Annotated in this window: 19 protein-coding genes and 1 pseudogene; 8 read left to right on the top strand and 12 right to left on the bottom strand. The window is 40.3% G+C overall.

Annotation, left to right across the window (positions count from 1 at the left end):
* Positions 1-89: 89 nt before the first annotated feature.
* Together H6541_12445 and H6541_12440 are read left to right on the top strand one after the other, a co-directional pair.
* A complete protein-coding gene (locus H6541_12445; protein ID MCB9016599.1) occupies positions 90-980 on the top strand; it encodes a MerR family transcriptional regulator in 891 nt (296 codons plus the stop codon).
* A gap of 510 nt (positions 981-1,490) precedes the next feature.
* Positions 1,491-1,997: an RNA polymerase sigma factor gene (locus tag H6541_12440; protein ID MCB9016598.1), complete on the top strand. Its 507-nt coding sequence runs from the start codon at positions 1,491-1,493 to the stop codon at positions 1,995-1,997.
* An 80-nt stretch (positions 1,998-2,077) separates the two neighbouring features.
* Here the strand turns inward: H6541_12440 and H6541_12435 are convergent, their stop codons facing one another.
* The 3 genes from H6541_12435 to folK all read right to left on the bottom strand — a co-directional run bounded on the left by H6541_12435 (position 2,078) and on the right by folK (position 4,311).
* Positions 2,078-3,085, bottom strand: a complete 1,008-nt coding sequence (locus tag H6541_12435; protein MCB9016597.1) for a hypothetical protein — start codon at positions 3,083-3,085, stop codon at positions 2,078-2,080.
* 80 nt (positions 3,086-3,165) lie between these two features.
* On the bottom strand, positions 3,166-3,798 hold the full coding sequence (locus tag H6541_12430) for a deoxynucleoside kinase (GenBank protein ID MCB9016596.1): 633 nt from the start codon (positions 3,796-3,798) through the stop codon (positions 3,166-3,168).
* A gap of 15 nt (positions 3,799-3,813) precedes the next feature.
* A complete protein-coding gene (gene folK / locus H6541_12425; GenBank protein MCB9016595.1) occupies positions 3,814-4,311 on the bottom strand; it encodes a 2-amino-4-hydroxy-6-hydroxymethyldihydropteridine diphosphokinase in 498 nt (165 codons plus the stop codon).
* A gap of 298 nt (positions 4,312-4,609) precedes the next feature.
* Here folK and sppA point away from each other — a divergent pair, with 298 nt between their 5' ends.
* Together sppA and H6541_12415 are read left to right on the top strand one after the other, a co-directional pair.
* Complete coding sequence (gene sppA, locus H6541_12420) at positions 4,610-6,379, top strand: signal peptide peptidase SppA (GenBank protein MCB9016594.1); 1,770 nt, start codon at positions 4,610-4,612, stop codon at positions 6,377-6,379.
* A gap of 121 nt (positions 6,380-6,500) precedes the next feature.
* The gene (locus H6541_12415) at positions 6,501-7,046 is read left to right on the top strand and encodes a 5-formyltetrahydrofolate cyclo-ligase (protein MCB9016593.1); all 546 of its coding nucleotides are present in this window, start codon (positions 6,501-6,503) and stop codon (positions 7,044-7,046) included.
* A 1-nt stretch (position 7,047) separates the two neighbouring features.
* Here H6541_12415 and H6541_12410 read toward each other — a convergent pair whose 3' ends face one another.
* Positions 7,048-7,902: a 5'-nucleotidase, lipoprotein e(P4) family gene (locus H6541_12410; GenBank protein ID MCB9016592.1), complete on the bottom strand. Its 855-nt coding sequence runs from the start codon at positions 7,900-7,902 to the stop codon at positions 7,048-7,050.
* 72 nt (positions 7,903-7,974) lie between these two features.
* Positions 7,975-11,511 (bottom strand): pyruvate:ferredoxin (flavodoxin) oxidoreductase, encoded by a 3,537-nt coding sequence (nifJ, locus tag H6541_12405; GenBank protein MCB9016591.1) that lies wholly within the window; start codon positions 11,509-11,511, stop codon positions 7,975-7,977.
* 469 nt (positions 11,512-11,980) lie between these two features.
* Between nifJ and H6541_12400 the strand changes: the two genes are divergently transcribed.
* Entirely contained in the window at positions 11,981-12,994 is a 1,014-nt protein-coding gene (locus tag H6541_12400; protein ID MCB9016590.1) for a dihydroorotate dehydrogenase-like protein, read from the top strand.
* A 173-nt stretch (positions 12,995-13,167) separates the two neighbouring features.
* Here H6541_12400 and H6541_12395 read toward each other — a convergent pair whose 3' ends face one another.
* Both H6541_12395 and H6541_12390 read right to left on the bottom strand, forming a co-directional pair.
* A complete protein-coding gene (locus H6541_12395; protein ID MCB9016589.1) occupies positions 13,168-14,742 on the bottom strand; it encodes a 4Fe-4S binding protein in 1,575 nt (524 codons plus the stop codon).
* A gap of 1 nt (position 14,743) precedes the next feature.
* The gene (locus tag H6541_12390) at positions 14,744-15,661 is read right to left on the bottom strand and encodes a DUF362 domain-containing protein (protein MCB9016588.1); all 918 of its coding nucleotides are present in this window, start codon (positions 15,659-15,661) and stop codon (positions 14,744-14,746) included.
* Between the two features lie 204 nt (positions 15,662-15,865).
* Between H6541_12390 and H6541_12385 the strand changes: the two genes are divergently transcribed.
* Complete coding sequence (locus H6541_12385; protein MCB9016587.1) at positions 15,866-16,372, top strand: hypothetical protein; 507 nt, start codon at positions 15,866-15,868, stop codon at positions 16,370-16,372.
* 30 nt (positions 16,373-16,402) lie between these two features.
* Here H6541_12385 and H6541_12380 read toward each other — a convergent pair whose 3' ends face one another.
* The 4 genes and pseudogenes from H6541_12380 to H6541_12365 all read right to left on the bottom strand — a co-directional run bounded on the left by H6541_12380 (position 16,403) and on the right by H6541_12365 (position 18,961).
* On the bottom strand, positions 16,403-16,798 hold the full coding sequence (locus H6541_12380) for a response regulator (protein ID MCB9016586.1): 396 nt from the start codon (positions 16,796-16,798) through the stop codon (positions 16,403-16,405).
* Between the two features lie 156 nt (positions 16,799-16,954).
* Complete coding sequence (locus H6541_12375) at positions 16,955-17,881, bottom strand: DMT family transporter (GenBank protein MCB9016585.1); 927 nt, start codon at positions 17,879-17,881, stop codon at positions 16,955-16,957.
* 65 nt (positions 17,882-17,946) lie between these two features.
* Complete coding sequence (locus tag H6541_12370) at positions 17,947-18,438, bottom strand: SRPBCC family protein (GenBank protein ID MCB9016584.1); 492 nt, start codon at positions 18,436-18,438, stop codon at positions 17,947-17,949.
* 10 nt (positions 18,439-18,448) lie between these two features.
* Positions 18,449-18,961 (bottom strand): annotated as a pseudogene (locus H6541_12365) (DoxX family protein).
* Positions 18,962-19,218: 257 nt separating this feature from the next.
* On the opposite strand from H6541_12365, the gene H6541_12360 reads away from it, so the two are divergent.
* Complete coding sequence (locus tag H6541_12360; GenBank protein MCB9016583.1) at positions 19,219-21,630, top strand: DUF4397 domain-containing protein; 2,412 nt, start codon at positions 19,219-19,221, stop codon at positions 21,628-21,630.
* A gap of 443 nt (positions 21,631-22,073) precedes the next feature.
* Positions 22,074-24,995 (top strand): carboxypeptidase regulatory-like domain-containing protein, encoded by a 2,922-nt coding sequence (locus H6541_12355; GenBank protein ID MCB9016582.1) that lies wholly within the window; start codon positions 22,074-22,076, stop codon positions 24,993-24,995.
* A 117-nt stretch (positions 24,996-25,112) separates the two neighbouring features.
* Here the strand turns inward: H6541_12355 and H6541_12350 are convergent, their stop codons facing one another.
* A complete protein-coding gene (locus H6541_12350) occupies positions 25,113-25,625 on the bottom strand; it encodes a hypothetical protein (GenBank protein ID MCB9016581.1) in 513 nt (170 codons plus the stop codon).
* Positions 25,626-25,642 lie beyond the last annotated feature (17 nt).

Below are 25,642 nucleotides of genomic sequence, written 5' to 3'. Positions count from 1 at the left end.
AATGATGGTTATTCAAACTTTTTTACAGCCGCTTTGTTATAAGCATGACAACTAACCGCTTGAAGCATATGTTTTATATATCTGAACCAATGATGCGATACTCGATAAAAGATCTGGAAAAACTCACCGGGATCAAAGCTCATACAATACGAATCTGGGAAAAAAGATACCAGCTGATTGAACCTGAGCGCACTTCGACCAACATCAGGTATTATTCTGACAACGACTTAAAAAAACTTCTGAACGTATCGTTGCTGAACAGAAATGGGTTAAAGATTTCAAATATTGTTACTATGGACAATAATGAAATCAATGAACGCATTGTTGAGATATCGGAAACTTCGCATGACAGCACCAATCAGATTGAGCAATTAATTGTATCAATGATAGACCTTGACGAACAACGTTTCGAGCGGGTTCTGTCAACATCTATTATTAAAATCGGATTTGACGACACTGTAATAAAAGTACTTTTCCCATTCTTTGAAAAAATAGGGATACTCTGGCAAATCGGGACTATTTACCCTGCACAGGAACACTTTGTATCCAACCTTATCAGACAAAAGCTTATCATTGCCATTGACGGGCAAAGCGGCATTTACAAAGCCGACTCCAAATGCTTTCTGATGTTTTTACCAGCCAATGAATGGCACGAACTCGGACTGCTGTTTTACAGTTATCTCATCAAAAAGAACGGGTTTAAAGTAATCTATCTCGGACAATCGGTGCCATTTGAAGATTTGCAGGAAGTCAGTAACAAACAGCAAATAAACTATCTCTTCACATCTATAACCACTCCGCTAACCAGAAAAAAATACGCGGAATACATTCATCAACTTTCTGTAGCCTTTCCGGATAAAAGAATATTCCTCACAGGATATCAGACACATGAATATGCCATAGAATTGCCTGAAAATGTCAACCTGGCAGGTACTCCCGATGAATTCGCCCTTTTACTAAAAGGAATTCAAACCAAATAGGATTGACAAACTGACAGTAAGTCATTTTAACAAATTACATTTCAAGAAGAATAAGCCACAGCTTAAACAAATTGTATAACACAATAAATCAATACCTTACAATACTTTATAATATATTTTATTTTGTCAAAACGACTTTTTAAACACCATTTGTCCCATTTTAGGCCAGAAATTAAATAAATGCGCCTTGCAACAACCTAATTATCTATTTGATTTTGTTGCATTTACATTTTACCTGTCGCTACATATTCAGAATTCTCCATTTCAGGACACCCACTGTCCCAATTCGAAATAATTTTGTGTAAATTTTTTGTTTAACCTAAACACCGCAATTATTTAACATTTTAAACCTAATCTTAATAAAATGTTAGACACCTTATTATCAGTTTTTTACAGCATTTTTAACATGTTTTAACAACAGAATGAAAAAATAATTGACCATTTTCCTTGTTATTTGTTTAATTCTGCACTATATTTGTTAAACACCTTTTGTACTTAAAACAGATAACCATGACAGCCATAGAGTTCAACCACAAACTTATTAGTCTTCACGACAACCTTTCCTATTTTGCTAACACGCTCACCAATGACAGAGAGGAAGCGAAAGACCTGATTCAGGACACCTACCTGAAAGCCCTTACGCACAAGGATAAATTTGCCGATGACACCAACCTGAAAGCATGGACTTACACCATCATGAAAAATACCTTCATCAACAATTACCGCAGAAACCAGAAAGCGAACACCATTGTTGACAATACTGAAGACCTGTATTATTTGAACATTCCCCGCAAATCAGACTTTGTATCGCCCGAGTCAGCACTTTCGACCAAAGAAATAAAAGCCGGAATTTCAAGATTGGAAGAAGACCAGCGCATGCCTTTTGAAATGCATACAGCCGGTTATAAATACAAAGAAATAGCTGAAAACCTGAACCTGTCCATTGGTACAGTAAAAAGCCGGATATTCTTTACCCGGAAGAAACTGATGGAATCGTTAAAAGAATTTCAGAGTTAACTTAATGTTAAACAAAACAAAGAAGGCTGCCATTGGGCAGCCTTCTTTGTTTCATATAAATTGCATTCAAAATGACAAGTCTACTCTGTTTCTGCCAAATAAGGAATAGTAAAATAAAAAACAGATCCAACACCAGGCTTTGAATCAGCTCTCATTTTGCCACCCATAATTTCAACAAATTTCTGCGACAAAGTCAAGCCAAGCCCAATCCCGCCAAACTTCCGGGAATTACTGTCATCAGCCTGCCTGAATGGTTTAAATAAAACATCAAGCAAATCGGCATCAAAACCAATCCCGGTATCTCTGACATAAAATTCGACCATTGAGCCCTCAATAAAATTATATCCCAGTTCAATATACCCTTCCTTGGTGTACTTCAACGAATTTTCAATCAGATTATAGATAGTCTGTCTCAACTTCTTAGGATCTGTATCAATTTTGAAATTATTATCCTTATTGGCCTTACTCACTCTGATTTGAATATCATCTTTCCCGCTTAACCCCTTTTCCAGATTAAAAAAGGTAACCAATCCAACAAGCATTTCATTGACATTCACTGGCGCATGATGCATGGAAACCAGTCCCGATTCAATTTGTGCGATATCAAATATTTCGTCCATCAGATTGAGGAGCCTGGTACTATTGTTATGAATAATGCCAAGAAACTGCGCACGCTCATCTTCAGCGGGATCAGTATCCTGCAACAAGGAAGAGAAGCCCATAATGGCATTCAGGGGTGTTCTGATTTCGTGCGACATATTTGCCAGAAAAGCAGACTTCAGCCTGTCTGATTCCTTTGCCTTATCGCGAGATTCAAGAAGTTCCTTTTGGGCAACCAGCATAGATTTATTTTGCTCACTTAAAAGCTTAATCATCCGGTTCTTTTGTACAACCAGCTTTCTGTAATAAAAGAAAAATGCAATAAACAAAAGCGCCAGGATAAAGGCCATCGCATATAAAAACTGCTGGCTATTAACCAGGGGAAGCCGGAGCAGATAAGACCCATAGGAAATAAAGCAGGGCTCTATGCTCAACCCTCCTGTAACAGGAAACAGCGAACTATAGATCAGTAAAATTACTTTCAGCATAATTGATTCTAACTTAAGTGACAAATTTAAGCTTATTCAGCAATAATGCGCTCTCTTTATTAACAGGAAAAGAAAAAAAATCAGGGAGTAAGCGTGGTAACGCCAACAGGGTATTTAGCGAGGATAAGTTCCTTTATTAACTCATAATGAGCATGATTGTTTACAAAATCAATCCCATTTGTATCAATAATAATAATCCTCATATCATTTTGCTGCCGAATATATTCAAAATAGCCGCTTTGAATATTTTCAAGATACTCATGCTTGATATCTTGTTCGTAAGGCCTTCCTCTTTTGGCAATATTGGACTTCAGCTGATCAACCGACACATAGAGATACACCAGCAAATCAGGCCTTGGCAGGGAAAGGTTCATGATGTTAAAAAGCCTCGCATACAAGGCATATTCATCATCAGCCAGTGTTTTTCGGGCAAAAATCAGCGACTTGTTGATAAAATAATCTGATATTGTAAAAGGTTTAAAAATATCAGTAACCGAAAGTTCATTTTTTAATTGCTGAAAGCGGCTGGCAAGAAAAGAAAGCTCGAGAGGAAAGGCATATTTAGCAGGATCTTTATAGAACTTAGGCAAAAAATCATTGTCTTCAAATTGCTCAAGAATCAGCCTTGCATTTAACTCAGCGGCCAGCATTGCAGACAAAGATGTTTTACCTGCTCCAATAGTTCCTTCGATGGCAATAAAATTATACATCATAATAAAAAGAAGAATTTACAGCAACACCGGTTCATATTCATTCACCAACAAATCGTCGGAACAACTACCAAGCAATTGACCAATACTTCTTCCACTGACAGGATGCACAAAATCAGAAGCTATGGAATTCAAGGGGATAAGCACAAACTTGCGCAAATGCATACGCGGATGCGGTATTTGAAGGTATTCAGAATCAAGAACCCGTTGACCGTAAAGCAAAATATCAATATCCATTGTTCTGGAACCATTAATTTTCCCCGTACGAATCCGCCCAAGCTCCATTTCAATTTGCAAAAGGACATTTAACAAATCATCCGGTTCCAGCAATGTTTTGATAAGGATTGTACAATTAAGAAAAAAAGGCGATTCAGTTGTGCCCCACGGCTCAGTTTCATACAATGCCGACTCTCTGATGATTAAACCAGCCCGCTCTTCGATAAGCTGTTTGGCTTTTTCAATATTTAACACCCTATCACCCAGATTACCACCCAGGAGCAAGTAAACTGCCTCCATTATTCAATAATTATAGTTAATTGCACGCAAAAATAAGCAGGATTAAGCTAAATGGAAGTTTTTAAGACTATTAAAATCGTTATTTAGACAATTTAGCCATTAATAGTTTCAGTTGCACTGACGAAACCTAAACAGCAGGCATGCAAACCACACATCTAAATATACTGCTGTCATATTTTCAAATATTCTGAACAGAAAACAGGCTCCCCCAATTTAATGATTGTAAAGTTGAATACCCTTTATAGCAAAAGAAGTCAAAAGCTGTATCTTTGAAAAACAAAAATTAAAAACAATTACCATGAAACAGTTTTTCAAGTTTATGCTTGCATCAATGGCAGGCTTTATTCTTACGACATTTCTATTTTTATTTTTCATTTTCATCATTATCGCTTCTATTGCTTCATTTGCAAGTAAAGAAGAGGTTATGGTCAAACCAGGAACTGTGCTAACACTTGATTTGAGCGAAGCAATCCCTGAAAGAAGCCCTGTAAGTCCATTTTCATTCAATCAATCATCCTTCCTGTCCAAAACAACCACACCCGGGTTACTTGAAACAATGGATTTATTAAAGAAAGCCACAGAAGATGAAAATATCCGTGGCATATATCTGAATTTAAGCGACATACCCTCAGGAATGGCCACACTGGAAGAAATCAGAAACGCCATCCTTGACTTTAAACAATCAGGTAAATTTGTCATTGCTTACAGCGAAACCTACTCGCAGAAGGCATATTATATGGCTTCAGCTGCCGACATCATTTGTCTTAATCCTGAAGGATTTATTGATTTTAAAGGACTGACAGGTCAGGTTCTTTTCCTGAAAGGACTCCTTGACAAGCTCGACATTAATGCGCAGGTTATCAGGCACGGCAAATACAAGAGTGCCATTGAACCTCTTATTAGCGACAGAATGAGCGAGGCCAACAAAGAGCAAACACTCACTTATGTTGGGTCAATATGGCAACACATTTCGTCTGAAATCAGCAAAGCCCGTAATATTGCTCCTGAAAAATTACAAAACATTGCCGACTCATTACTTCTGCAGACAGCTGAAGACGCCGTAAAATATGGCTTTGCCGATAAAATCACCTATAAAGATCAAGTACTTGACCTTTTGAGGGAAAAACTTGAGCTTGGTTCAACCGACAAGATTGAATTTTTAAAACTCGAGTCTTATAAAAATTCACCTGCATTAAGTTCAAAAAAACGATCAAAAGATAAAATTGCTATAATCTACGCAGTCGGAGAAATTGGCGGCGGAGAAGGCAGCGATGAGGCCATTGGCTCTGAAAGAATTTCGCGCGCCATCCGCAAAGCCAGGCTTGACGACAACGTAAAAGCTATTGTATTCAGAATCAACTCACCCGGCGGCAGCGCACTTGCATCTGATGTTATTCTTCGCGAGATAAAACTTGCCCGCGAAAAGAAACCGGTTGTCGCTTCCATGGGCGACTTAGCCGCCTCAGGCGGATATTATATTGCCTGTGCCGCTGACACCATTCTGGCTAATCCTACAACATTGACCGGCTCCATCGGTGTATTTGGAGTAATTCCAGATTTCCAGAAATTCTTTTCTTCAAAGCTGGGAATTACATTTGATATGGTTAAAACCAATAAAAACTCAGATTACATATCAGTAACCAGGCCCATGACTTCCTATGAAGAGAAAGTGATGACCAACAGCATCGAAAGAATTTACAAAACATTTATCGGCCATGTATCAGACGGCAGAATGATGACTACCGCTGCAGTTGACAGTATAGGTCAGGGAAGAGTCTGGAGCGGGATTGACGGTCAACGAATTCACCTGGTTGATGAAATGGGCGGATTGAGAAAGGCCATTGAAATTGCTGCTAAAATGGCCAAAATTGAAGACTACCGCCTGACCTCACTTCCCGAACAGAAAGATCCTTTCACTGAACTTATGGAAGATATCACAGGCTCTCCTTCAGAAACCATGCTTAGAAACGAATTGGGCAATATGTACCCATACCTGAAAGAAATACAATCATTCTCGAAAATGAGTGGTGTACAAGCCCGCCTTCCATTTATATTAGACATCAATTAAACATCATCCGCACTAAAAAAAAAGCCGGTTTTCACCGGCTTTCTTTTTAGTGCAATATTTCATATTTCTGACAAACACGTTTCTATAACTTTGCTCAATCCAAAAACCATGAGAATAAGCCATGAGATCAACAGACGAAGCTAAAAAGGAAATCAGAAAAATCGTAAAAAAATTAAAAGGCGATCTTGACCAGGAACAATACTTTTCAAAATCCCGTTCAATCATGGAACAAATTGAGGCTCTGCCGGAGTTCGTTCAATCCAATACAATAATGATGTACTGGTCAATACCCGGTGAAGTCTTTACCCATACCTCCATTCAAAAGTGGGCTTCTGCCAAAAGAATAATATTGCCCACTGTTGACGGTGAAACCATGAACCTGAAAGAATATACCGGCGAAAAAAATTTGATTTCAGGGGATCTTTACCAGATACCGGAGCCTGACGGAGCGTTATTTACTGACTACAATTCAATTGAGCTTATCATTGTGCCAGGTATAGCTTTTGACAGACAAAACAACCGTATGGGGCGTGGAAAAGCATATTACGACCGGTTTTTGCAAACGCTCAGTGCTGTAAAAGTGGGAATCTGTTTTGATTTTCAAATCTTCAATCACATTCCTGTTGACGAGCACGATGTGGCTATGGACAAAATTATCTCAGCCTGACTTAAAAACCCGTCAAAGCCTCATGCCTGAGAGCAGACTTAGTGGAATCACTCAACTTTGAATCATAATTGTAAAGGGCTAATTCCCAATCACCATACATAGCATTTGGCAGAACAATAAACCTCCTTCCAAACTCATTTTTATACTCATCCACGCTGGCAGCTCTGGTATATGAATCTTTCTTTTCAAACACATTGGAGAAATCATTCAGATTATCACCAAACAGCAGTGAGATATGATATTTTGATGCCAGTTCCTGCCTCCTGCCCTCTTTGCTATCATCTGTTGTCCTGGTAATCACATGTTCGGCATCAGCCTGCGGAAAACCCATTACAACTAAATTATTAATTGTAGCTTCTTTCAGGTGTGACTTTCTGTTAGTTACATAATAAATACTCACACCGTTAGATTTGGCATAACTCAGAAAATCGAGAACGCCCGGTAACGGCATAGCCGACGATTTTTTACACCATTCATCCCAGTTTACCGGATAATTAGTCCCTTCCTTGATGCACTTTGCCTGAAAAGGGCTGTTATCCAACACTGTTTCATCAACATCAAGAATTACAATACGATGTTTATCAACAGAAGCATCTTTCAAATCAGCATCAAGCATTAATTTGCCAAGGTTAAAGGCCTGATAGCACAATGCCCGGTATTCACCGGCCTTTTGCTGATACAATGTACCAAGTACCATGTATTCATTGCCCAACTTGTTATTTGCCGAAGAATCAGCTGACTTTAAAGTTGTTTCATGAATTGATTTTAAATCATTCTGCGCTTTGTTATTACTTTTTTCCTGTTTGCAGGATGTAATTAAAATGATAGCAGTAGCCAGGTATAAGATATGTTTCATGATTGTTTAAAAATAAAAAGCCGGGAAAAATCCCGGCTTCAAAGTTACATATTCCTTTGAAAGGAAAAACGATTATCTGGGAGTAAAATCCATTTCACTCATCCGTCTGTAGCCATAATAACGCCATTTGGCATTATCCTCGGCAGCAGAGAATAGCTCTGCAGCTTCGGCCGGGAATGACTTTTTGAGTGAAGTATAGCGTACCTCTGATTCAAGGAAGTTCTGGAATTTGCTAAAATCAGGCTCTTTTGAATCAAGCTGGAATGGATTTTTTCCTTCTTTTTCAAGAAGCGGATTAAATCTGTAAAGTGCCCAATAACCCGATTCAACTGCATTGGCCTGCTGTTCCTGAGCTTTACCCATGCCAGCCCTGATACCATGATTGATACAAGGAGAATAGGCAATAATGACAGATGGTCCGGGATAAGCTTCGGCCTCACGCAGTGCTTTAAGATACTGTGATTGGTTGGCACCCATGGCAACCTGGGCAACGTAAACATAACCATAACTCATGGCCATCATGCCCAAATCTTTCTTTCTTACTTTCTTACCGCTTGCTGCAAACTTGGCAATGGCGCCAACAGGTGTAGATTTGGAAGCCTGTCCTCCTGTATTGGAATAAACTTCGGTATCAAGCACAAGCAGATTAACATCTTCGCCAGAGGCAATCACATGGTCAAGTCCGCCATATCCAATATCATATGCCCAACCGTCGCCACCAAACATCCAGATTGATTTCTTAACGAAATACTGTTTCAGTGCCAGCAATTCTTTGGCAACATCAGATGTTTCATCCTTGAGTAAATCAAGCACTTTAGCTGATGCTTCGCGCGATTTCACTGCATCATTTTTACCAGCAATCCATTCCTGACAAGCTTCTTTGAGAGCTGCCTTTGCATCGCCATTGATGATAATTTCCATGCGCTGAGCAATGCGATCGCGCAGCTTCGAAACGGCTGTAGCCATTCCAAATCCATATTCTGCATTATCTTCAAACAATGAATTAGCCCATGCAGGACCTTCTCCTTTTGCATTTGTAGTATAAGGAGTTGAAGGAGCTGAACCACCATAAATTGAAGAACAACCAGTAGCATTGGCAACCATCATTCTGTCGCCATAAAGCTGAGTAATCAGTTTAATATATGGTGTTTCACCGCAACCTGAACATGCTCCTGAGAACTCGAACAGTGGCTGGGCAAACTGGCTATTTTTAACATTCTGTTCTTTTGACACGATTGTATCTTTATAAGAAACAGATTTAGAAATAACATTCCAAAGGTCATTTTGCTCCATCTGACTTTCAAGTGGCTCCATGACAAGTGCTTTGGTTTTGGCCGGACATACGTCTACGCAATTTCCACAACCAGTACAATCAAGCGGGCTTAATTGAATTCTGAATTTAAGTCCTTCGAATGTTTTTGGAATAGCTTTAAGCGCCGGAGTACCTACAGGCAAGCCTTTCATTTCCTCTTCATCAATAAGGAAAGGACGGATACAGGCGTGAGGGCAAACATAGGCACACTGGTTACACTGGATACAATTGTCAGACACCCATTTAGGTACATTTACAGCAATACCGCGTTTTTCGTAAGCAGTTGTACCGGCAGGGAAAGTACCATCTTCGCGACCCAGGAATGCACTTACAGGCAATAAATCACCCTTCATAGCATTGATAGGTTCGACTACATTTTTGATAAAATCAGGGGCATCGTTTTCAACATGGGCAGCAACAACCTCAATAGATTTCCATTCTTCAGGAATTTCTACTTTAACAGCTTCACCTCCACGATCAATAGCTGCATGATTCATCTTCACAATTTCTTCACCCTTACGACCGAAGTCCTTCACAACTGCCTTTTTCATATAATCTACAGCAGTAGCATAAGGAATAACCTCAGAAATTTTGAAGAAAGTTGATTGCATGATAGTATTTGTGCGGCCACCAAGTCCAATTTCTTCAGCAATTTCAGTAGCATTGATGATGTAGAAATTGATATCATTGTCTGCCATATACTTTTTCATATAGTCAGGCAGGTGATTTTTGGTTTCTTCGGCATTCCAGATACTGTTGAGCAGGAATGTTCCACCTTTTTTTAATCCTCTCAGCATATCATACTTATCGAGATAAGCAGGAACATGACATGCAACAAAATCAGGTGTATTTACCAGATATGGTGAACGAATCTGATTATCACCAAAACGAAGATGGGAAGTTGTTACACCACCTGATTTTTTGGAGTCATAAGCAAAATAAGCCTGACAGTATTTATCGGTAGTATCGCCAATAATTTTAATAGAGTTTTTATTTGCGCCCACGGTACCATCAGCACCAATTCCATAAAATTTAGCCTGGAAAGTTCCTTTGGGAGCCAGGTCAATTTCAGGAAGCATTGGCAATGATGTAAAAGTTACATCATCAACAATACCCACGGTAAATCTGTTTTTAGGCTCTGCACTTTTCAGGTTATTGATTACAGAAATAATCATAGCCGGAGTGGTGTCTTTGGAGCTTAAACCATAACGTCCGCCGATAATAATTGGCTTTTCGGCTCTGTCATAAAACAGTTCTTTTACGTCAAGGTAAAGCGGTTCTCCATTAGCACCCGGCTCTTTGGTTCTGTCGAGAACGCAAATGCGTTTGGCGCTTTTCGGCATTACATTGAAGAAATATTTAGCTGAGAAAGGCCTGTAAAGATGTACAGACACAAGGCCGGTTTTTTCACCTTTGGCATTCAGATGATCAATTACCTCTTTAATGGTATCGGTAATAGATCCCATGGCAATCAAAACATTTTCAGCATCAGGTGCACCATAATAGGTAAACGGATGATATTCACGTCCGGTTAGTTTGGTAATCTGACGCATATAATCCTCAACCATATCGGGAAGCACATCGTAAAATTTATTAGCGGCTTCGCGAGACTGGAAGTAGATATCAGGGTTCTGAGCTGTACCTCTGGTAACAGGGTGCTCCGGATTTAATGCGCGTTCACGGAAAGCTTTAAGGGCATCCCAATCAAGCAATGCAGCCATATCTTCGGTTGAAGGAGCTTCAGCTTTCTGAATCTCATGTGAAGTACGGAAACCATCGAAGAAATGTAAAAACGGCACTCTTGATTTAATGGAGGTCAGATGGGCAACCCCTGCCAGGTCAAGAATCTCCTGTACGCTACCTGTTGCCAGCATTGCAAAACCAGTCTGACGAGTAGAATAAACATCAGAATGATCACCAAAAATTGACAGGGCCTGTGCTGCGAGACTTCTTGCAGAAACATGGAATACTCCCGGCAGCAATTCACCGGAGATCTTATACATATTCGGAATCATCAGCAACAATCCCTGCGAAGCAGTATAGGTTGTTGTTAAGGCTCCAGCCTGAAGAGAGCCATGAACAGCTCCGGCAGCACCAGCTTCCGATTGCATTTCTGCAACTTTTACAGTTTCACCAAAAATGTTTTTCCGTCCATGAGCAGCCCACTCATCTACGTACTCTGCCATGGTTGAAGATGGCGTGATAGGGTAAATAGCAGCTACTTCGCTAAACATGTAAGCAATGTGCGCAGCGGCATAATTTCCGTCACACGTAACAAAATTTTTCTTTTTTGTCATTTTAGTTTTTGTTTAAAACGCTCATTAACAATTACTCGCACTCTTTCTTAAAAAGCACCGCAAAATTACTTATTTATAGAGAATTGAGGCCAAAAATCAATCACCTTTATATCGAAAACCCTCTATTTATATTCAATTTAATTAAGATTTTTAACCAATTTACACACACTAAAACAACAATGAAGAGAGTCTACATATGCTCCGCAATAGATGTTTGTAGGCATTCGCAATTCGTTAGTGTAAAAACATAACAGGCCGAAATGAGAAGTTGGACCCTAAAAAAATGCCTTCCTCTTCCAAAAAAAAATGAAAACCTGCTTCATCATTTTAATGACCCCAAAAAAGTGTGACACCTTTATACAATTTGACTTATCAAAAAATAAAAATCAAAATCAATGAGAACAAAATCCTTTCACTCATTGTTATACGAACGATTCAAGTGCAAATTAATCACACAAGGAGATTTCATATGACAAAACTGGCAGTGAATTACATGGGTATTCAGCTAAAGAATCCAATAATTGTGGGTTCAAGCAATATGGTAAACAACATTGAGATGTTGCGCAGGCTTGAAGAAGCCGGGGCTGCAGCTGTTGTTTACAAATCTTTGTTTGAAGAGCAAATACAATTGGAAAGCATACAGTTTCAGGACGAAATGGAGCTGTATAACGAACGCAACGCTGAAATGATAAGCCTTTATCCTGGAATGGAACATGCCGGACCAGAAGAACATCTTCTGAAGCTAAAAGAGGCAAAAGAGTCGGTCAACATTCCTTTAATTGCAAGTTTAAACTGTGTTTTCAGCGACACCTGGGTTGAGTACGCCGGACTTATCGAAAAAACAGGAGTTGACGGACTTGAATTGAATTTTTTCTCTGTTCCGCGCGACTTTGAAACCGATGCAAAATCAATTGAAGACGAACAGGTTTCGGTTGTAGAACAGGTTTGTAAAAAGGTAAAAATCCCTGTAAGTGTAAAACTTAGCCCGTTTTACAGCAATCCGTTACAGGTTATCAAACGTATGGAAAAAGCAGGTGCAAAAGCCTTTGTGCTTTTTAACAGAATGTTTGAACCTGACATTAATCTCGATTCATTGCAACACAGCACCCCCTTTAATCTGAGCAATGAAGGTGATTACAAACTCGCTTTAAGATATGCCGGATTATTATATAAAAACACAAATGCATCCATTTGCGGTTCATCGGGAGTTTACACTGGCAGCGATATAGCCAAAATGATACTTGCCGGAACCGACACAGTGCAAATTGTAAGTGTTTTATACAAGCAAAAGCCTGAGACCATTACAAATATTCTGGCTGACCTCGAGAAATTTATGTCTAAACATGGTTTTGATAGCCTTGAAGCCTTCAGAGGCAAATTATCCAAAGCCAATGTCAAAGACCCATACATTTACAAGAGAGCTCAATACATTGATCTTCTGCTCCATTCCGACCAGATTTTTAAGAAATACACAATGTCTTAAAAACATACAATCACCTATAAAGAGAGCCGTCAATTACGGCTCTTTTTTTTGGGGCAATCTGTTGAATTGACAAATAAAATGTATGATTCTTTCCAGGAATACACCCATGGATTTATCGAACAAAATGTTACTGACAAAACAGGAATGGGGTATAAAATCTACGTTTTGTCTTATCAGAAAGGAAAATCTTCTGTGGTCTTTTGAAGTTCAATTTTTTCCTGAACAGGCTCATCAGCCAATTGATGAACAGCGTTTCCTTCAACAAAGATAGAGCGGTAAGGCCTGGTTGGACAAGCATATTCACATGCGCCACAGCCAATGCAAATTTTATCATTGACTTCAGGAATTGTCAGGCCATTTTTATAAGGAACCATGTTTACAGCCTTTGTAGGGCAATGTTCGGAACAGGCTCCGCAAGCAGTATTGTCAGTGTAAACCACGCAGTTTTTCTCAATAAAATGGGCCACTCCAAGTTGAACCCTCTTTTTTTGCTCAGGTTTCACTATTTTAATAGCATCAGCCGGGCAAATTTCTGCACAAAGTGTACATTCAAAATTGCAAAATCCTGAATGATAATCCATGTAAGGTTGCATCAGCCCATGAAGTCCGTACTGTAAAAAGGAAGGTTGCAAAACCTGAGTCGGACAAGCACTCACACATAAATGACAGGCCGTACAGAATAAATTAAAATGTTCATGACTACCAGAGCCAGGCGGAGTAGCAACCAGCTTTTTATCTTCAGGAATTTCGGTAGGTTTTTCGCCGCCCTTTAACCGGGTTGCAAATGCCTTAACAGATGTAAATGCTGTTGTTAATAAAATGGCCTTTAAAATGGTTCTGCGTTTGCCGGAGCTTGCCTGTAATTTCTCATCTTCAGGAATATAGGGCGTACTTTTCCGTGAAGAATACAAGACACCATCAGAAGGGCAGGCGCTTAAACAATTGAAGCAAGCCACACACCTTGTAAAATCCACCTCTTTGCTTTTAATGTCGATACACTGGGCTTTACACACCTTACTGCACTGGCCGCAGCTATTGCAGCTCGATTTATCAAGTACAATCCGCAAGCGGGAGCCCCGGGAGAAAATACTGAGTAAAGCACCAACAGGACAAAGCGTATTACAAAAGAGCCGTCCGCGTGAAAAGGACATGATCACTACCAGAAAAAGAAAGCCCGATGCAAAAACAACCGACGATGTATGAATCCCTTTTAAATCTTTTCGGGCCAGCCAAAAAATATCCTGTCGCTCAAGTACAGCTGCCAGGCTATTTGACACAAATTGAAAAGCGGGTCTGAAAATATCACCTGTAATTCTTCCAAAATTACTGTAAGGATCCAGAAGCGAAAGCAGAAGTGATGTACCGGATATAAATGAAATGATTACGGCAACAAGCACGGTATACCTCAGTATATTTTTGGGCTTTGAATACTTTAAAGGTTTTTGTTTAAAAAACCGTCGGCCCATCCTGTAAATAATATCCTGAAAAGTTCCTAACGGACAAACAGAAGAACAATAAACTCTTCCCAAAAGCAGTGTAAGAATAGTAAAAAGGATAAAACCTGCGGCTGCGAAACCGGGAGAAGTAAAGAAACTAATCAAAGAAGGGGCATATTGTGTCCAGGTAATGGCGTTGATAATTTTTACCGGAATCCACTGCACTAAATCAATAAAAATCAACCCTACCGAAAGAAAGAATAGCATTGAAACGGCTACACGAACAGCCTTGAGCCAGGATAACCGATGCATATCAGATTTTAATTCTGTTTATGGTGAGTTGATCCAACAACATATTTCCCAGTTTCATTTCATGGGCAATTCTGATATGATCAATCTCTTCAGGTTTACTTCCGAAAATGCGTGCAGCAGCAGCATCAGCAGCAACAATATCAGCTGAAACTATCATTTGTTTCATTGTAACAACATCAGCAGTAGAAACGCCCCGAGGCCCGTTGCGCATCATCACTCGGTAACCATCAATAATATTCAGGGTAGGTTTGCGCCAGGAAACAAAGTCAGCAATGCATTGATGCAAATCATTCCTGTGCCAATAACCTCTGTCCCAAACGACTCCCATTAAATTTTTCATTGAAAGAGAAAGACTTGCCGAGCTATGATGTTTTAATACAGGCACATTGATAAACACATCTGAATTAAGAATTAATTCATGCACTTTGGCTTCTTTCAACCGCTTGCCACGGGGGATAATTATGGGTTTATAGTAATTCTCCGTATTTCCCGGGACAATTTTACCACCGGCGTCTTTTACGGCTTTTTCAATGCCACTATTTTTGTAGCACAGGTTCCATGCATCGCAGGTATTATCAAACACATAAACCTCGGCAGCGCCGGCGTCAAGACAATGTTTTACAATTCGACCGACCAGTTTAGGGTTGGTATTCCCAGCTCTTTCAGGAACAACATCCCATCCGATATTTGGTTTTACAACAACTTTCTGTCCTTTTTTTACATATCTGGCCATTCCGCCCAAGGAAGCAATGGCCCTTTCAAACATCACTTCAGGCTCACCGTCGCGAACAGCAACTAAGTCCCAATTTTTCTGAGCCTGCGCAGCTGTGGCCAGATTTACGATTCCACCCAAGCTTCCGGCAGCACCAGCCACTATGCCGGCACTAACACTTTTAGCAATAAAATCACGACGTTTCATAAACTACAGTTAATTTCATTCAATTCAGCTACATCTTATCAAGATTCCAGCCCGGAATATCAGATTAAACTGTAAAAATACTCAATTTGAAAGAAAATGAAACAGCGAAGGCAAGAAATCGCACGAAACAAAAAAAAATTATCTTTGTATGCCTGCATAATAAAAGACAAAACCTGAATTAATTCACAAAACGCAGTATTCGCCATGAACAACATTTCTTTACCAAGACCACTGATAATCAGATCTATTATCATTAACTCTGCGGCCATACTGCTTATCTATTTTACGCCTGCATTGTCGCACGTCTTAAACTTTCCGGTTTATTTGATTGAACCCATGCGACTTGTTTTGATTCTGGCCATGCTGCATAGCGATAAAAGAAATGCATACCTGCTTGCCTTAACTCTTCCTCTGTTCTCATTTGCAGTGTCAGCGCATCCTGTTTTTTACAAAATGCTACTGATTACAATAGAACTCACGCTCAATGTCTGGCTTTTCTTTTTACTAAGCTCAAAAATTAAAAATAACTTTATAGCCATGGCAAGTGCCATCGTATTAAGCAAAACAGCCTATTACATATTAAAGGCTGTGTTTGTTTCACTGACTTTAATTGGTCCGGGGCTTTTTGCAACCCCCATCTGGATTCAAATCATTACCACACTGATTTTCAGCGGATACGCATTCTTTGTATTTCAGAAGAGAAGCAAATAATAATTGGATAGCGATTCGTTTTAAATACAATTATCTGCTTTGCCTCGAAGATAAAAGTTGGGCAATTCTACCCTCAAGCTCCTGATAGTCAAATGGCTTTAGCATGAAATCAGAGCAGCCTGCATCCTTCAGCTTCTCTTCCAGCTGATCAATGATATAAGCAGTAAGTGCGATTACAGGCAAATCAGGTCGAAAGTCTTTAATTAACCTGGTGGCATCAAAGCCATTCATGACAGGCATACTCACATCCATAAGCACAAGGCCAATATCCTGGTTATTTTTACACAATTCAACCGCTTCGAGGCCACTCGGGGCATGTAAGACTTTTTTAAAACACCTTCCGATAGCAGACTCAAGAAAAAGATAGTTGGAGGAAATATCTTCAACAATTAATAGAGTAAAATTATATTTGATCCTAGATTGCATTTAAATTACCAACTTGATAATCAACAAAATAACTAAAATGAAATAAAAAAGAGCACAATACTCCTAAACATTTAAATTCAACTCAAATATACTAATATAATGAACAACAACGACATTGAATATAAAGCCAAATAAATAAGCGACACATCTTCACTTTCAGGCTTTTTTTTCAGTATTACCCCCGATGCTAAGCCTGACAATGGCAATCAACATCACCATTGCGCTCACCCATTGCACGGCACTCAATACTTTGCCGTGAAAAATATAATCAAAAACTATAGCTGACAGCGGAAAACAGAGTTCACATATGGTGGCAAGCATAGCCTTGACCTTGCGCAATCCATAATAGTAAAGAAAAATAGCTCCGGAGCCGGTAGTAAATGTGATGATAAGAATAATCAACCAATTATGAGAAGTAGCACCCGCTATTCCGGAAATGGTACCGGTAACTATAACAAATACCAACATAATAATGGTAGTAAAACCATACCGGAAGAAGGTTGCAGCCTGAAATGGTAACCGGTGAAGAACCCCCTTACTTAACACAGTTGCAGAACCAAATGAAAATGCTGCCAGCAGGGAGTAAGCAGCAGCAAGGGCCGTTTTGGAATCAGAGCCCAGGTAAGGAAGCCCCCAGCCAAAAGTTAAGAAATAGCCTGCTATAATAGCCAAGGAAGCCCATAAGAAAAAATTCTTTTTCACACGCTCACGAAGCAAGATAGCGGCAAGAGCAATCGCAAAAATGGGTTGAAGCTTCTGCAGCAGAACAACAATGGTTAAATCGCGGAATTCAACCAGAAAAAGAGCCCTGACAATCGCCATTGTCCCAATTGCACCTCCCATTAAAGCAATAAGAAAAAGATATAATATTTCTTTTTGCGAAAGCACCTTCAGCAACCTGTACTCCTTATATAAAAATAAATTCATGATGAGAAACGGAAGTGCATGCAGCACAAACACAACTAACCCAACATTTAAATTATACAACCGGGGCGTAAGCACAATACCATCGAGCCCCCAAAGCACAGCACTAAGGCATATTGCAAAGGCTCCGGCAATCACAGAAGTTTTGGCAGATGTCATATTCAGGCAAAGAGCATTCAAAAACAGGATGCAAAGCTACAAACTATATACAATCAATTCACAATTCATTTCAGACTATTCAGCAAATGTGTGTCCTGTATTTGAGCTTTGAACCTGTTATCAATCACCGTACGGCGAAAACGAAAGATATTTTCTATTCTTTTTTCAACCAAAGACTTCGCTGTTAATTCTCCGATTAACCCAAATGGAAGTTCATAATTTACAATATCAGTCATTTCCACACCCGTTTCTGTTTGTTTAAAAATATGCTGATGATGCCACAACTTAAAAGGCCCTTTAATTTGATTATCAACAAAATAGCTTTCATTCTCAACCTGGGTAATTTCTGTAACCCATTCTAATGGAATTTTAAACATCGGACTAACAGTATACCTGATAATCATACCTCTGTACATCCGAGGAATCGTATGGGGATACTTAATTACAAAATTCATATCAGGAGGAGTGATCATCGCCAGATTGCGAGGATCAGAAAAAAAATCCCAACAAGTAGCTAAATCTGTTTCAACAATCTGCTTGATTTCAAATACAGGCATTTTTATAGAATTAAGGGTTAGAAAAATCATTATCATCCTCTTTTGCAGGTTCTGAAATCAGGCGGCCGCCTCTCACTGTTGACCCAATGACAATCCCCGCAGAGATCAATACCAAATTTTTAATAATATACTGACCTTAAAGGGTCGGAACCCATGGAAATATGCTGAATGTTTCAGCCGGAAAGAAAAAAAGCGGAGTAAATGTGCCCGCCATTTGCAAAAAAAGCAACAGCAGTGTTTCGCGTAAGAATATACCAAATAATAAACCAACTCCAATTAAGGTTTCCCAAATTGCAAGCACCAACATTGCATGGCGACCTTCAAGATAGCCGAACGAAATCTTTTCAATTGTTTGGGTGGCAATATTTTCTGCCGAACTAACATCCGGAAAAAATTTCAACACACCATACCAAACAAAAACAACCCCTATACTCAGCCTTAGTATCCCAATTCCATTAGAAGCCATAAATCCGGCAAGGCGGCGATCTGTTTCATTAAACATCTTAATCAGGTTAATCATCATTTATAGGTATTTACTAAAAAACACCATCGCCATAAAAAAGTTCAGCCCTTCTTATTTTTGTTTATCTTTATCCATATTTCATTACACATTATTAACAACACAGAAAAAATTTAATATTTTATTTATTCCTTATTTTAAGCTATTTACAACATTTTTAACAATTTTTTAACTATTTTTTGTTTATCTTTTTGTCTTTTATGTTGAACATTATATCCTCACTTCTGTTTATTTGGGGTAATCATTAAAAACAATGAGCCATGAAAACTTACAAACTTTTACTCCGTTCCTTTATTTTTATAATGATAATCTTACCGCTATCCATTTTTGGTCAGGCTCGCGTACAGGTTATCCACAACTCTGCTGATGTTGCAGCCGCTCAGGTTGATGTTTGGTTAAACGACCAGTTGTTGCTTGATAATTTTGCCTTCCGCACAGCTTCTCCTTTTATTGATGCTCCAGCCGGCGTTGACTTCGACGTTGTGATTCAACCCGCCAACTCTACCGATACTACCAATGCTTTAGCCAGGTTTACCTACAATCTGATGGATGGCGAAACTTACATTCTTGTTGCCAACGGCATTGTAGTACCTACCGGTTACAACCCTGCTACTCCTTTTGACATTTATGATTATGCCATGGGACGCGAAGCTGCCTCAAACGCAGCCAATACAGATGTGCTCGCTTTCCACGGCTCAACCGATGCTCCTGTAGTTGATGTGGTTGAAACAGGCGTTGGCGCAGGTACAATTATTGACAACTTCACCTATGGCGATTTCGCCGGATACCTTGAATTACCAACAAACGACTACGTTCTGGCTGTTCGCGACGAAACAGGAACCGCTACCGTTGTTTCCTATGCTGCCCCTTTGGCTACTCTCGGATTACAAGGCCAGGCCTTAACAGTAGTAGCTTCAGGATTCTTAAATCCGGCCGCCAATAACAATGGCCCTGCTTTTGGATTATTTGTTGCCTTGCCAAGCGGTGGCGAACTGGTTGAACTTCCGGTTTACACCCCAACCGCTCGCGTACAGGTTATCCACAACTCTGCTGATGCTGCAGCCTCCCAGGTGGATGTATGGCTGAACGACCAGCTGTTGCTTGATAATTTTGCTTTCCGCACAGCTTCTCCTTTTATTGATGCTCCGGCCGGCGTTGACTTCGACGTTGTGATTCAACCCGCCAACTCTACCGATACTACCAATGCTTTAGCCAGGTTTACCTACAATCTGATGGATGGCGAAACTTACATTCTTGTTGCCAACGGCATTGTGGTGCCTGCCGGTTACAACCCTGCTACTCCTTTTGACATTTATGTTTATGCCATGGGACGCGAAGCTGCCTCAAACGCAGCCAATACAGATGTGCTCGCTTTCCACGGCTCAACCGATGCTCCTGTAGTTGATGTGGTTGAAACAGGCGTTGGCGCAGGTACTATTATTGACAACTTCACCTATGGCGATTTCGCCGGATACCTTGAATTACCAACAAACGACTACGTTCTGGCTGTTCGCGACGAAACAGGAACCGCTACCGTTGTTTCCTATGCTGCCCCTTTGGCTACTCTCGGATTACAAGGCCAGGCCTTAACAGTAGTAGCTTCAGGATTCTTAAATCCGGCCGCCAATAACAATGGCCCTGCTTTTGGATTATTTGTTGCCTTGCCAAGCGGTGGCGAACTGGTTGAACTTCCGGTTTACACCCCAACCGCTCGCGTACAGGTTATCCACAACTCTGCTGATGCTGCAGCCTCCCAGGTGGATGTATGGCTGAACGACCAGCTGTTGCTTGATAATTTTGCTTTCCGCACAGCTTCTCCTTTTATTGATGCTCCGGCCGGCGTTGACTTCGACGTTGTGATTCAACCCGCCAACTCTACCGATACTACCAATGCTTTAGCCAGGTTTACCTACAATCTGATGGATGGCGAAACTTACATTCTTGTTGCCAACGGCATTGTGGTGCCTGCCGGTTACAACCCTGCTACTCCTTTTGACATTTATGTTTATGCCATGGGACGCGAAGCTGCCTCAAACGCAGGGAATACTGACATTCTTGTCTTTCATGGCTCAACCGACGCTCCTGTAGTTGATGTGGTTGAAACATATGCCGGTGCCGGCACAGTTGTGGACAATCTGGCTTATGGACAATTTGCAGGATACCTTGAATTACCTTCAGAAAACTACCAACTTGATATCAGAGGAGAAAGTGGCACAGAAACTGTTGCAACCTTTAACGCCCCATTAGCTGATTTAGGACTTGAAGGCGTGGCAATGACGGTAATCGCTTCAGGATTCCTGAGCCCCGAGAACAACAACAACGGAGCTGCTTTTGGACTATACGCTGTTCTGCCCGCCGGCGGCCCGTTTGTATCGCTCGGTAACACTACTGGCATTGAAGAAAACTCATTTAATCAGGAAAGCCTCACGGTATATCCAAACCCGGTAAAAGATCAGGTTTACACCGAGTTTTCATTAAGAAACAGTGCCCAGGTTAGTTACCAACTGGTAAGTTCAACAGGAAAAATCGTAAAAAACAACGACCTTGGAATGTTGAATGAGAACCAGCACAAAATTAACATTGACGTTACCAATCTCCCTTCAGGTCTTTACATCATGATTTTAAATGCAGGGGGAAGTCAGATTTCTCACAAAATACAGGTGATTAACTAACATTTCGATTAATTTATTTTCATGCTGCATGGCTGCCCAGGTAAAGGGCAGCCATGCTTATTTACGGAGCAACATTTCTGTTGAAAAATAAAAATCCAGCCTATGCCATAAATAACAAAATCAACCTGACAAAACGAATCTCCCATTAAATATCCCATAGCCAGATTTTATAAACCAAACCCCTATGAACAGGACAAAGCAGAAAATAAATAATTAAATATCCTCACCCAAATGACAAATCATACATCCCTTTTATCTTCACAAAGTCTCAAGCATAAGTCACAATATCAATCTATAACAAAATCCGTCAAAGCATTTCGCTTAGATTGAACAAATTTCCAATAATATCTCCAAAATCAGAAATTCTTATATTATTTTATTAACATACATTTTGAATCGAGAAGAAGTCTGGTTATATTTGAGGCAAATTAAACTTTTCAGCCATGAGAAAAAACTACCTACTGACCATTCTTGCAGCGCTTTTCTGTATAAACGCATCAGCACAATCGTATCAGAAAGTAGCTGGAAAAGCCAAAATCCCAACGGAAAACATCCAAAAATCAGTGTTGCTTTCGTCTGCTCAAAGCTTAACTGATTTTAGCGACGGATTTGAATCTTACACAAATTTCAGTCTTGAATTTGCGCCTTGGACTGTTGTTGATGTTGACGGTTCTGAAACATGGGGAATAGAGGGCATTGAATTTGAAAATCAATATTCGCCTATGGGCTTTATGATTTTCAACCCGTCGTCAACCACACCTCCAATGACAACCACTACTATCCAGCCCCATTCGGGTAGTAAATTTGCAGCAAGTTTTGCTGCACAAACGCCACCGAACAATGATTGGTTAATTTCCCCGCCTTTAGTAGCAGGCTCAGGCACTTCTGTGTCCTTTTGGGTAAAATCCTACACCGCCCAATATGGCCTCGAACGTTATAAAGTTGGGGTTTCAACAACAGATGCTTCGCCCGAAAGTTTCACCATCATATCGGGCAGCAATTATTTGACCGCTCCAGCAGATATCTGGGAACAAAAAACATTTGATTTAAATGCTTATAACGGACAAACTATTTATGTAGGCATTCAGTGCGTTTCTAATGATGCTTTTATTTTTATGGTGGATGATTTCAGTTTTACAACCACCACATCCCAAACTAACAGCCTAACAGGACTTGTTACCGATGCATTTGACGGCTCACCTATAGAAGGTGCATTGGTAAGTATTGCAGGTTTAACTGCAACAACAGACGAAAACGGAAATTACACTATCAGCAATATTCCGGCTGGCACCTTAAACGCAGATTTCAACTCGAATGTTACCCAGGGTGAAGCTCCCCTTGGTGTTAATTTCTTCGATTTATCCACCGAAGGTTCTCACACTGTCAGTTGTTCAAAAGAAGGATATATTACCTACGTTAACAACCAGGTAGTAATTGAGCCCGGGCAAACGTTGAACCTGAACATTTCACTCTCGCAAACCCTCATGGAAGGCTCCATGCGATTTGTACTCAACTGGGGTGCAGAACCAACCGACCTTGACTCTCACTTAAACACACCCGCCATTGAAGGACAGGCTTATCATATTTTTTACAGCAGTCAGGGTAGTGCAACCTCGGCGCCCTATGCAGCTCTTGATCACGATGTTACATCAGGGTACGGACCAGAAACGATGACCATCTATCAGATGTTTAATGGCACTTACCAGTATTATATCCATAACTATTCTGAAAGCCCAGCCATCACCATTTCACAGGCTGTATTGCAAATCTACAATCAGAATGGCCTGATACAAACCCTTCAGGTTCCCACATCAGGCACAGGGCTCTACTGGTATGTTTGCGATATTAATGGCGCCAATGGACAGATAACCATAAAGAATACAATTCAGGCCAATGCTCCTGGCACATTCAAAGAAACATATCCTGAAAAAGAAAACAACCATGGATTATTGAACAGCAAAAATATAACTTCATGGCTGTGGAATTTTGGAGATGGCACAACCAGCACTTTGCAAAACCCCTCTCACACGTACAATACAGCCGGAACATACAATGTCAGCCTCACGGTTAATGGAGCCAGTGGCTCTGATACAGAAACCAAAAACGGCTACATTACAGTTACAGGAGGCACAGTGGGCAACTCCACTCTGACAGGCCAGGTAACCAACGCCACCAATGGCAATCCTGTTGCTGGAGCGCTGGTAAGTATTGCAGGTTTATCTGCGATTACTGACAACAATGGCAATTACACAATCAACAATGTACCTGCGGGTGTATTGGTTGCCAATTTCGCCGCCAGTCAAACATCAGGAGCTGCGCCATTGACAGTTAACTTTGCAGACCAATCAACTGAAAACTCCAGCACTGTTACCTGCTCAGCAGCCGACTTTATCACCTACTCAAATAATCAGGTAGTGATTCCTGCCGGAGGCTCGCTCACACTCAATATTTCATTATCGCCCATCCTGGCAGCAGGCAACATGAGATTTGTACTTAACTGGGGCGCTTCGCCATCTGACCTGGATTCACATTTGAACACACCTGAGATTGAAGGACAGGCCCATCACATTTTCTACAACAATGAAGGAAATGCAACTTCAGCACCTTACGCCTTGCTGGATTATGACATTACCACAGGATATGGCCCTGAAACTATGACTATTTACCAAATGTTTAATGGCACTTACCAATATTACATCCACAATTATTCTGAAACACCTGACATTACTACTTCTCAGGCCGTTGTTCAGATATACAATCAGGCCGGATTATTGCACACCCTGCAGATTCCTACAAGCGGCACAGGATTATACTGGTATGTTTGCGATGTGAACGGTGCTACCGGTCAAATTACACTTCGAAATGTAATACAGGCAACAGCCCCGGGTTCTTTCAGAGACAAATTACCTGTAAAACAAATCACCACTCTGGTAAATAACGAAAGAAACATAATTTCATGGTCGTGGGATTTTGGAGATGGAAGCACTTCTAACATTCAAAACCCTTCACACACTTTTAACGCAAACGGCAACTACACCATTTCGCTCACAGTAAATAATGGCTCCACACAATCTACCGAAACCAAGGTAGCCTATATACAGGTAGGCCCTCAAGGCATTGGAGAAAATAATTTATCACAACAAATCAAACTTTATCCTGTCCCTGCAGCTGGCCATATGCAGGTTGAATCTCCGGTAAAAATTGATTTGCTGAGAATTACAGATTTGAGCGGACTTGAAGTCTTCAAAACAGAGGTTAATGAATACAACTGCAAGCTTGATGTAAGCAACCTCAGAAGTGGTATTTATTTTATACTTATTGACACTGAAAGTGGAAGAGCTGTACAAAAATTTACAGTTAATTAAAATTGTTTGAAACAGCAAAAACCGCAAACCGGGAAATCCGGTTTGCGGTTTTTAGTTTTATTCATTATTGAAATATTTTTCTCAAAAAGAATAGGGCATCACCTCAATCGGTAAAATTCAAAATAACTGGCGCGCCTCATTCTTCAGAAACTCCAGTGCTTTGTGAACAGTTGAAAATTCTTTATTCATCTCGTACTGAAAAATCATTTGAGCCAGGTCTGTTGCCGAAGCATCATCTGCAAGCTGACTGGCGGCTGCATTAATGGAAGCAATAACAGCTTCACGTGAATTTTTAATCAGTTCCCAGGCATTTGACGAAATATAAAGCTGTTGAGAGAGATTATGCTCAAATTCCATTCTTATATTACCAACCAAGGCACTTTGCAATTCAGCTGCAGAGCCATCGGGCATCATATTACGCATAACCAGCTGAGAGGGTGTTATCCTTTCGAGCAACATCACCATTCGTTCGTACGCCTGAAGACGAACAGGACTTATCAACCGCAACCTTTCTGCTTTATATTCGTGATTAAGTTGTTCTGTTTGAGATTTCAGGTATATCTTTAACAAAGCAAAAACTGTAACACCTACGAGCAAGGAGGGAATTAACATCAATAAAACATCACGCATAATTTCAAAATTTAGCT

It is taken from the genome of Lentimicrobiaceae bacterium, from assembly GCA_020636745.1.
Lineage (GTDB): Bacteria > Bacteroidota > Bacteroidia > Bacteroidales > Lentimicrobiaceae > Lentimicrobium.
This window is presented reverse-complemented; position numbering and strand designations above follow the sequence as displayed.

Excerpts from the sequence above, each read along its gene's own strand:
- H6541_12445 (MCB9016599.1), top strand. The coding sequence starts at position 90 with ATGATGCGATACTCGATAAAAGATCTGGAAAAACTCACCGGGATCAAA.
- H6541_12440 (MCB9016598.1), top strand. The coding sequence starts at position 1,491 with ATGACAGCCATAGAGTTCAACCACAAACTTATTAGTCTTCACGACAAC.
- H6541_12435 (MCB9016597.1), bottom strand. The coding sequence starts at position 3,085 with ATGCTGAAAGTAATTTTACTGATCTATAGTTCGCTGTTTCCTGTTACA.
- H6541_12430 (MCB9016596.1), bottom strand. The coding sequence starts at position 3,798 with ATGATGTATAATTTTATTGCCATCGAAGGAACTATTGGAGCAGGTAAA.
- folK (MCB9016595.1), bottom strand. The coding sequence starts at position 4,311 with ATGGAGGCAGTTTACTTGCTCCTGGGTGGTAATCTGGGTGATAGGGTG.
- sppA (MCB9016594.1), top strand. The coding sequence starts at position 4,610 with ATGAAACAGTTTTTCAAGTTTATGCTTGCATCAATGGCAGGCTTTATT.
- H6541_12415 (MCB9016593.1), top strand. The coding sequence starts at position 6,501 with ATGAGATCAACAGACGAAGCTAAAAAGGAAATCAGAAAAATCGTAAAA.
- H6541_12410 (MCB9016592.1), bottom strand. The coding sequence starts at position 7,902 with ATGAAACATATCTTATACCTGGCTACTGCTATCATTTTAATTACATCC.
- nifJ (MCB9016591.1), bottom strand. The coding sequence starts at position 11,511 with ATGACAAAAAAGAAAAATTTTGTTACGTGTGACGGAAATTATGCCGCT.
- H6541_12400 (MCB9016590.1), top strand. The coding sequence starts at position 11,981 with ATGACAAAACTGGCAGTGAATTACATGGGTATTCAGCTAAAGAATCCA.
- H6541_12395 (MCB9016589.1), bottom strand. The coding sequence starts at position 14,742 with ATGCATCGGTTATCCTGGCTCAAGGCTGTTCGTGTAGCCGTTTCAATG.
- H6541_12390 (MCB9016588.1), bottom strand. The coding sequence starts at position 15,661 with ATGAAACGTCGTGATTTTATTGCTAAAAGTGTTAGTGCCGGCATAGTG.
- H6541_12385 (MCB9016587.1), top strand. The coding sequence starts at position 15,866 with ATGAACAACATTTCTTTACCAAGACCACTGATAATCAGATCTATTATC.
- H6541_12380 (MCB9016586.1), bottom strand. The coding sequence starts at position 16,798 with ATGCAATCTAGGATCAAATATAATTTTACTCTATTAATTGTTGAAGAT.
- H6541_12375 (MCB9016585.1), bottom strand. The coding sequence starts at position 17,881 with ATGACATCTGCCAAAACTTCTGTGATTGCCGGAGCCTTTGCAATATGC.
- H6541_12370 (MCB9016584.1), bottom strand. The coding sequence starts at position 18,438 with ATGCCTGTATTTGAAATCAAGCAGATTGTTGAAACAGATTTAGCTACT.
- H6541_12360 (MCB9016583.1), top strand. The coding sequence starts at position 19,219 with ATGAAAACTTACAAACTTTTACTCCGTTCCTTTATTTTTATAATGATA.
- H6541_12355 (MCB9016582.1), top strand. The coding sequence starts at position 22,074 with ATGAGAAAAAACTACCTACTGACCATTCTTGCAGCGCTTTTCTGTATA.
- H6541_12350 (MCB9016581.1), bottom strand. The coding sequence starts at position 25,625 with ATGCGTGATGTTTTATTGATGTTAATTCCCTCCTTGCTCGTAGGTGTT.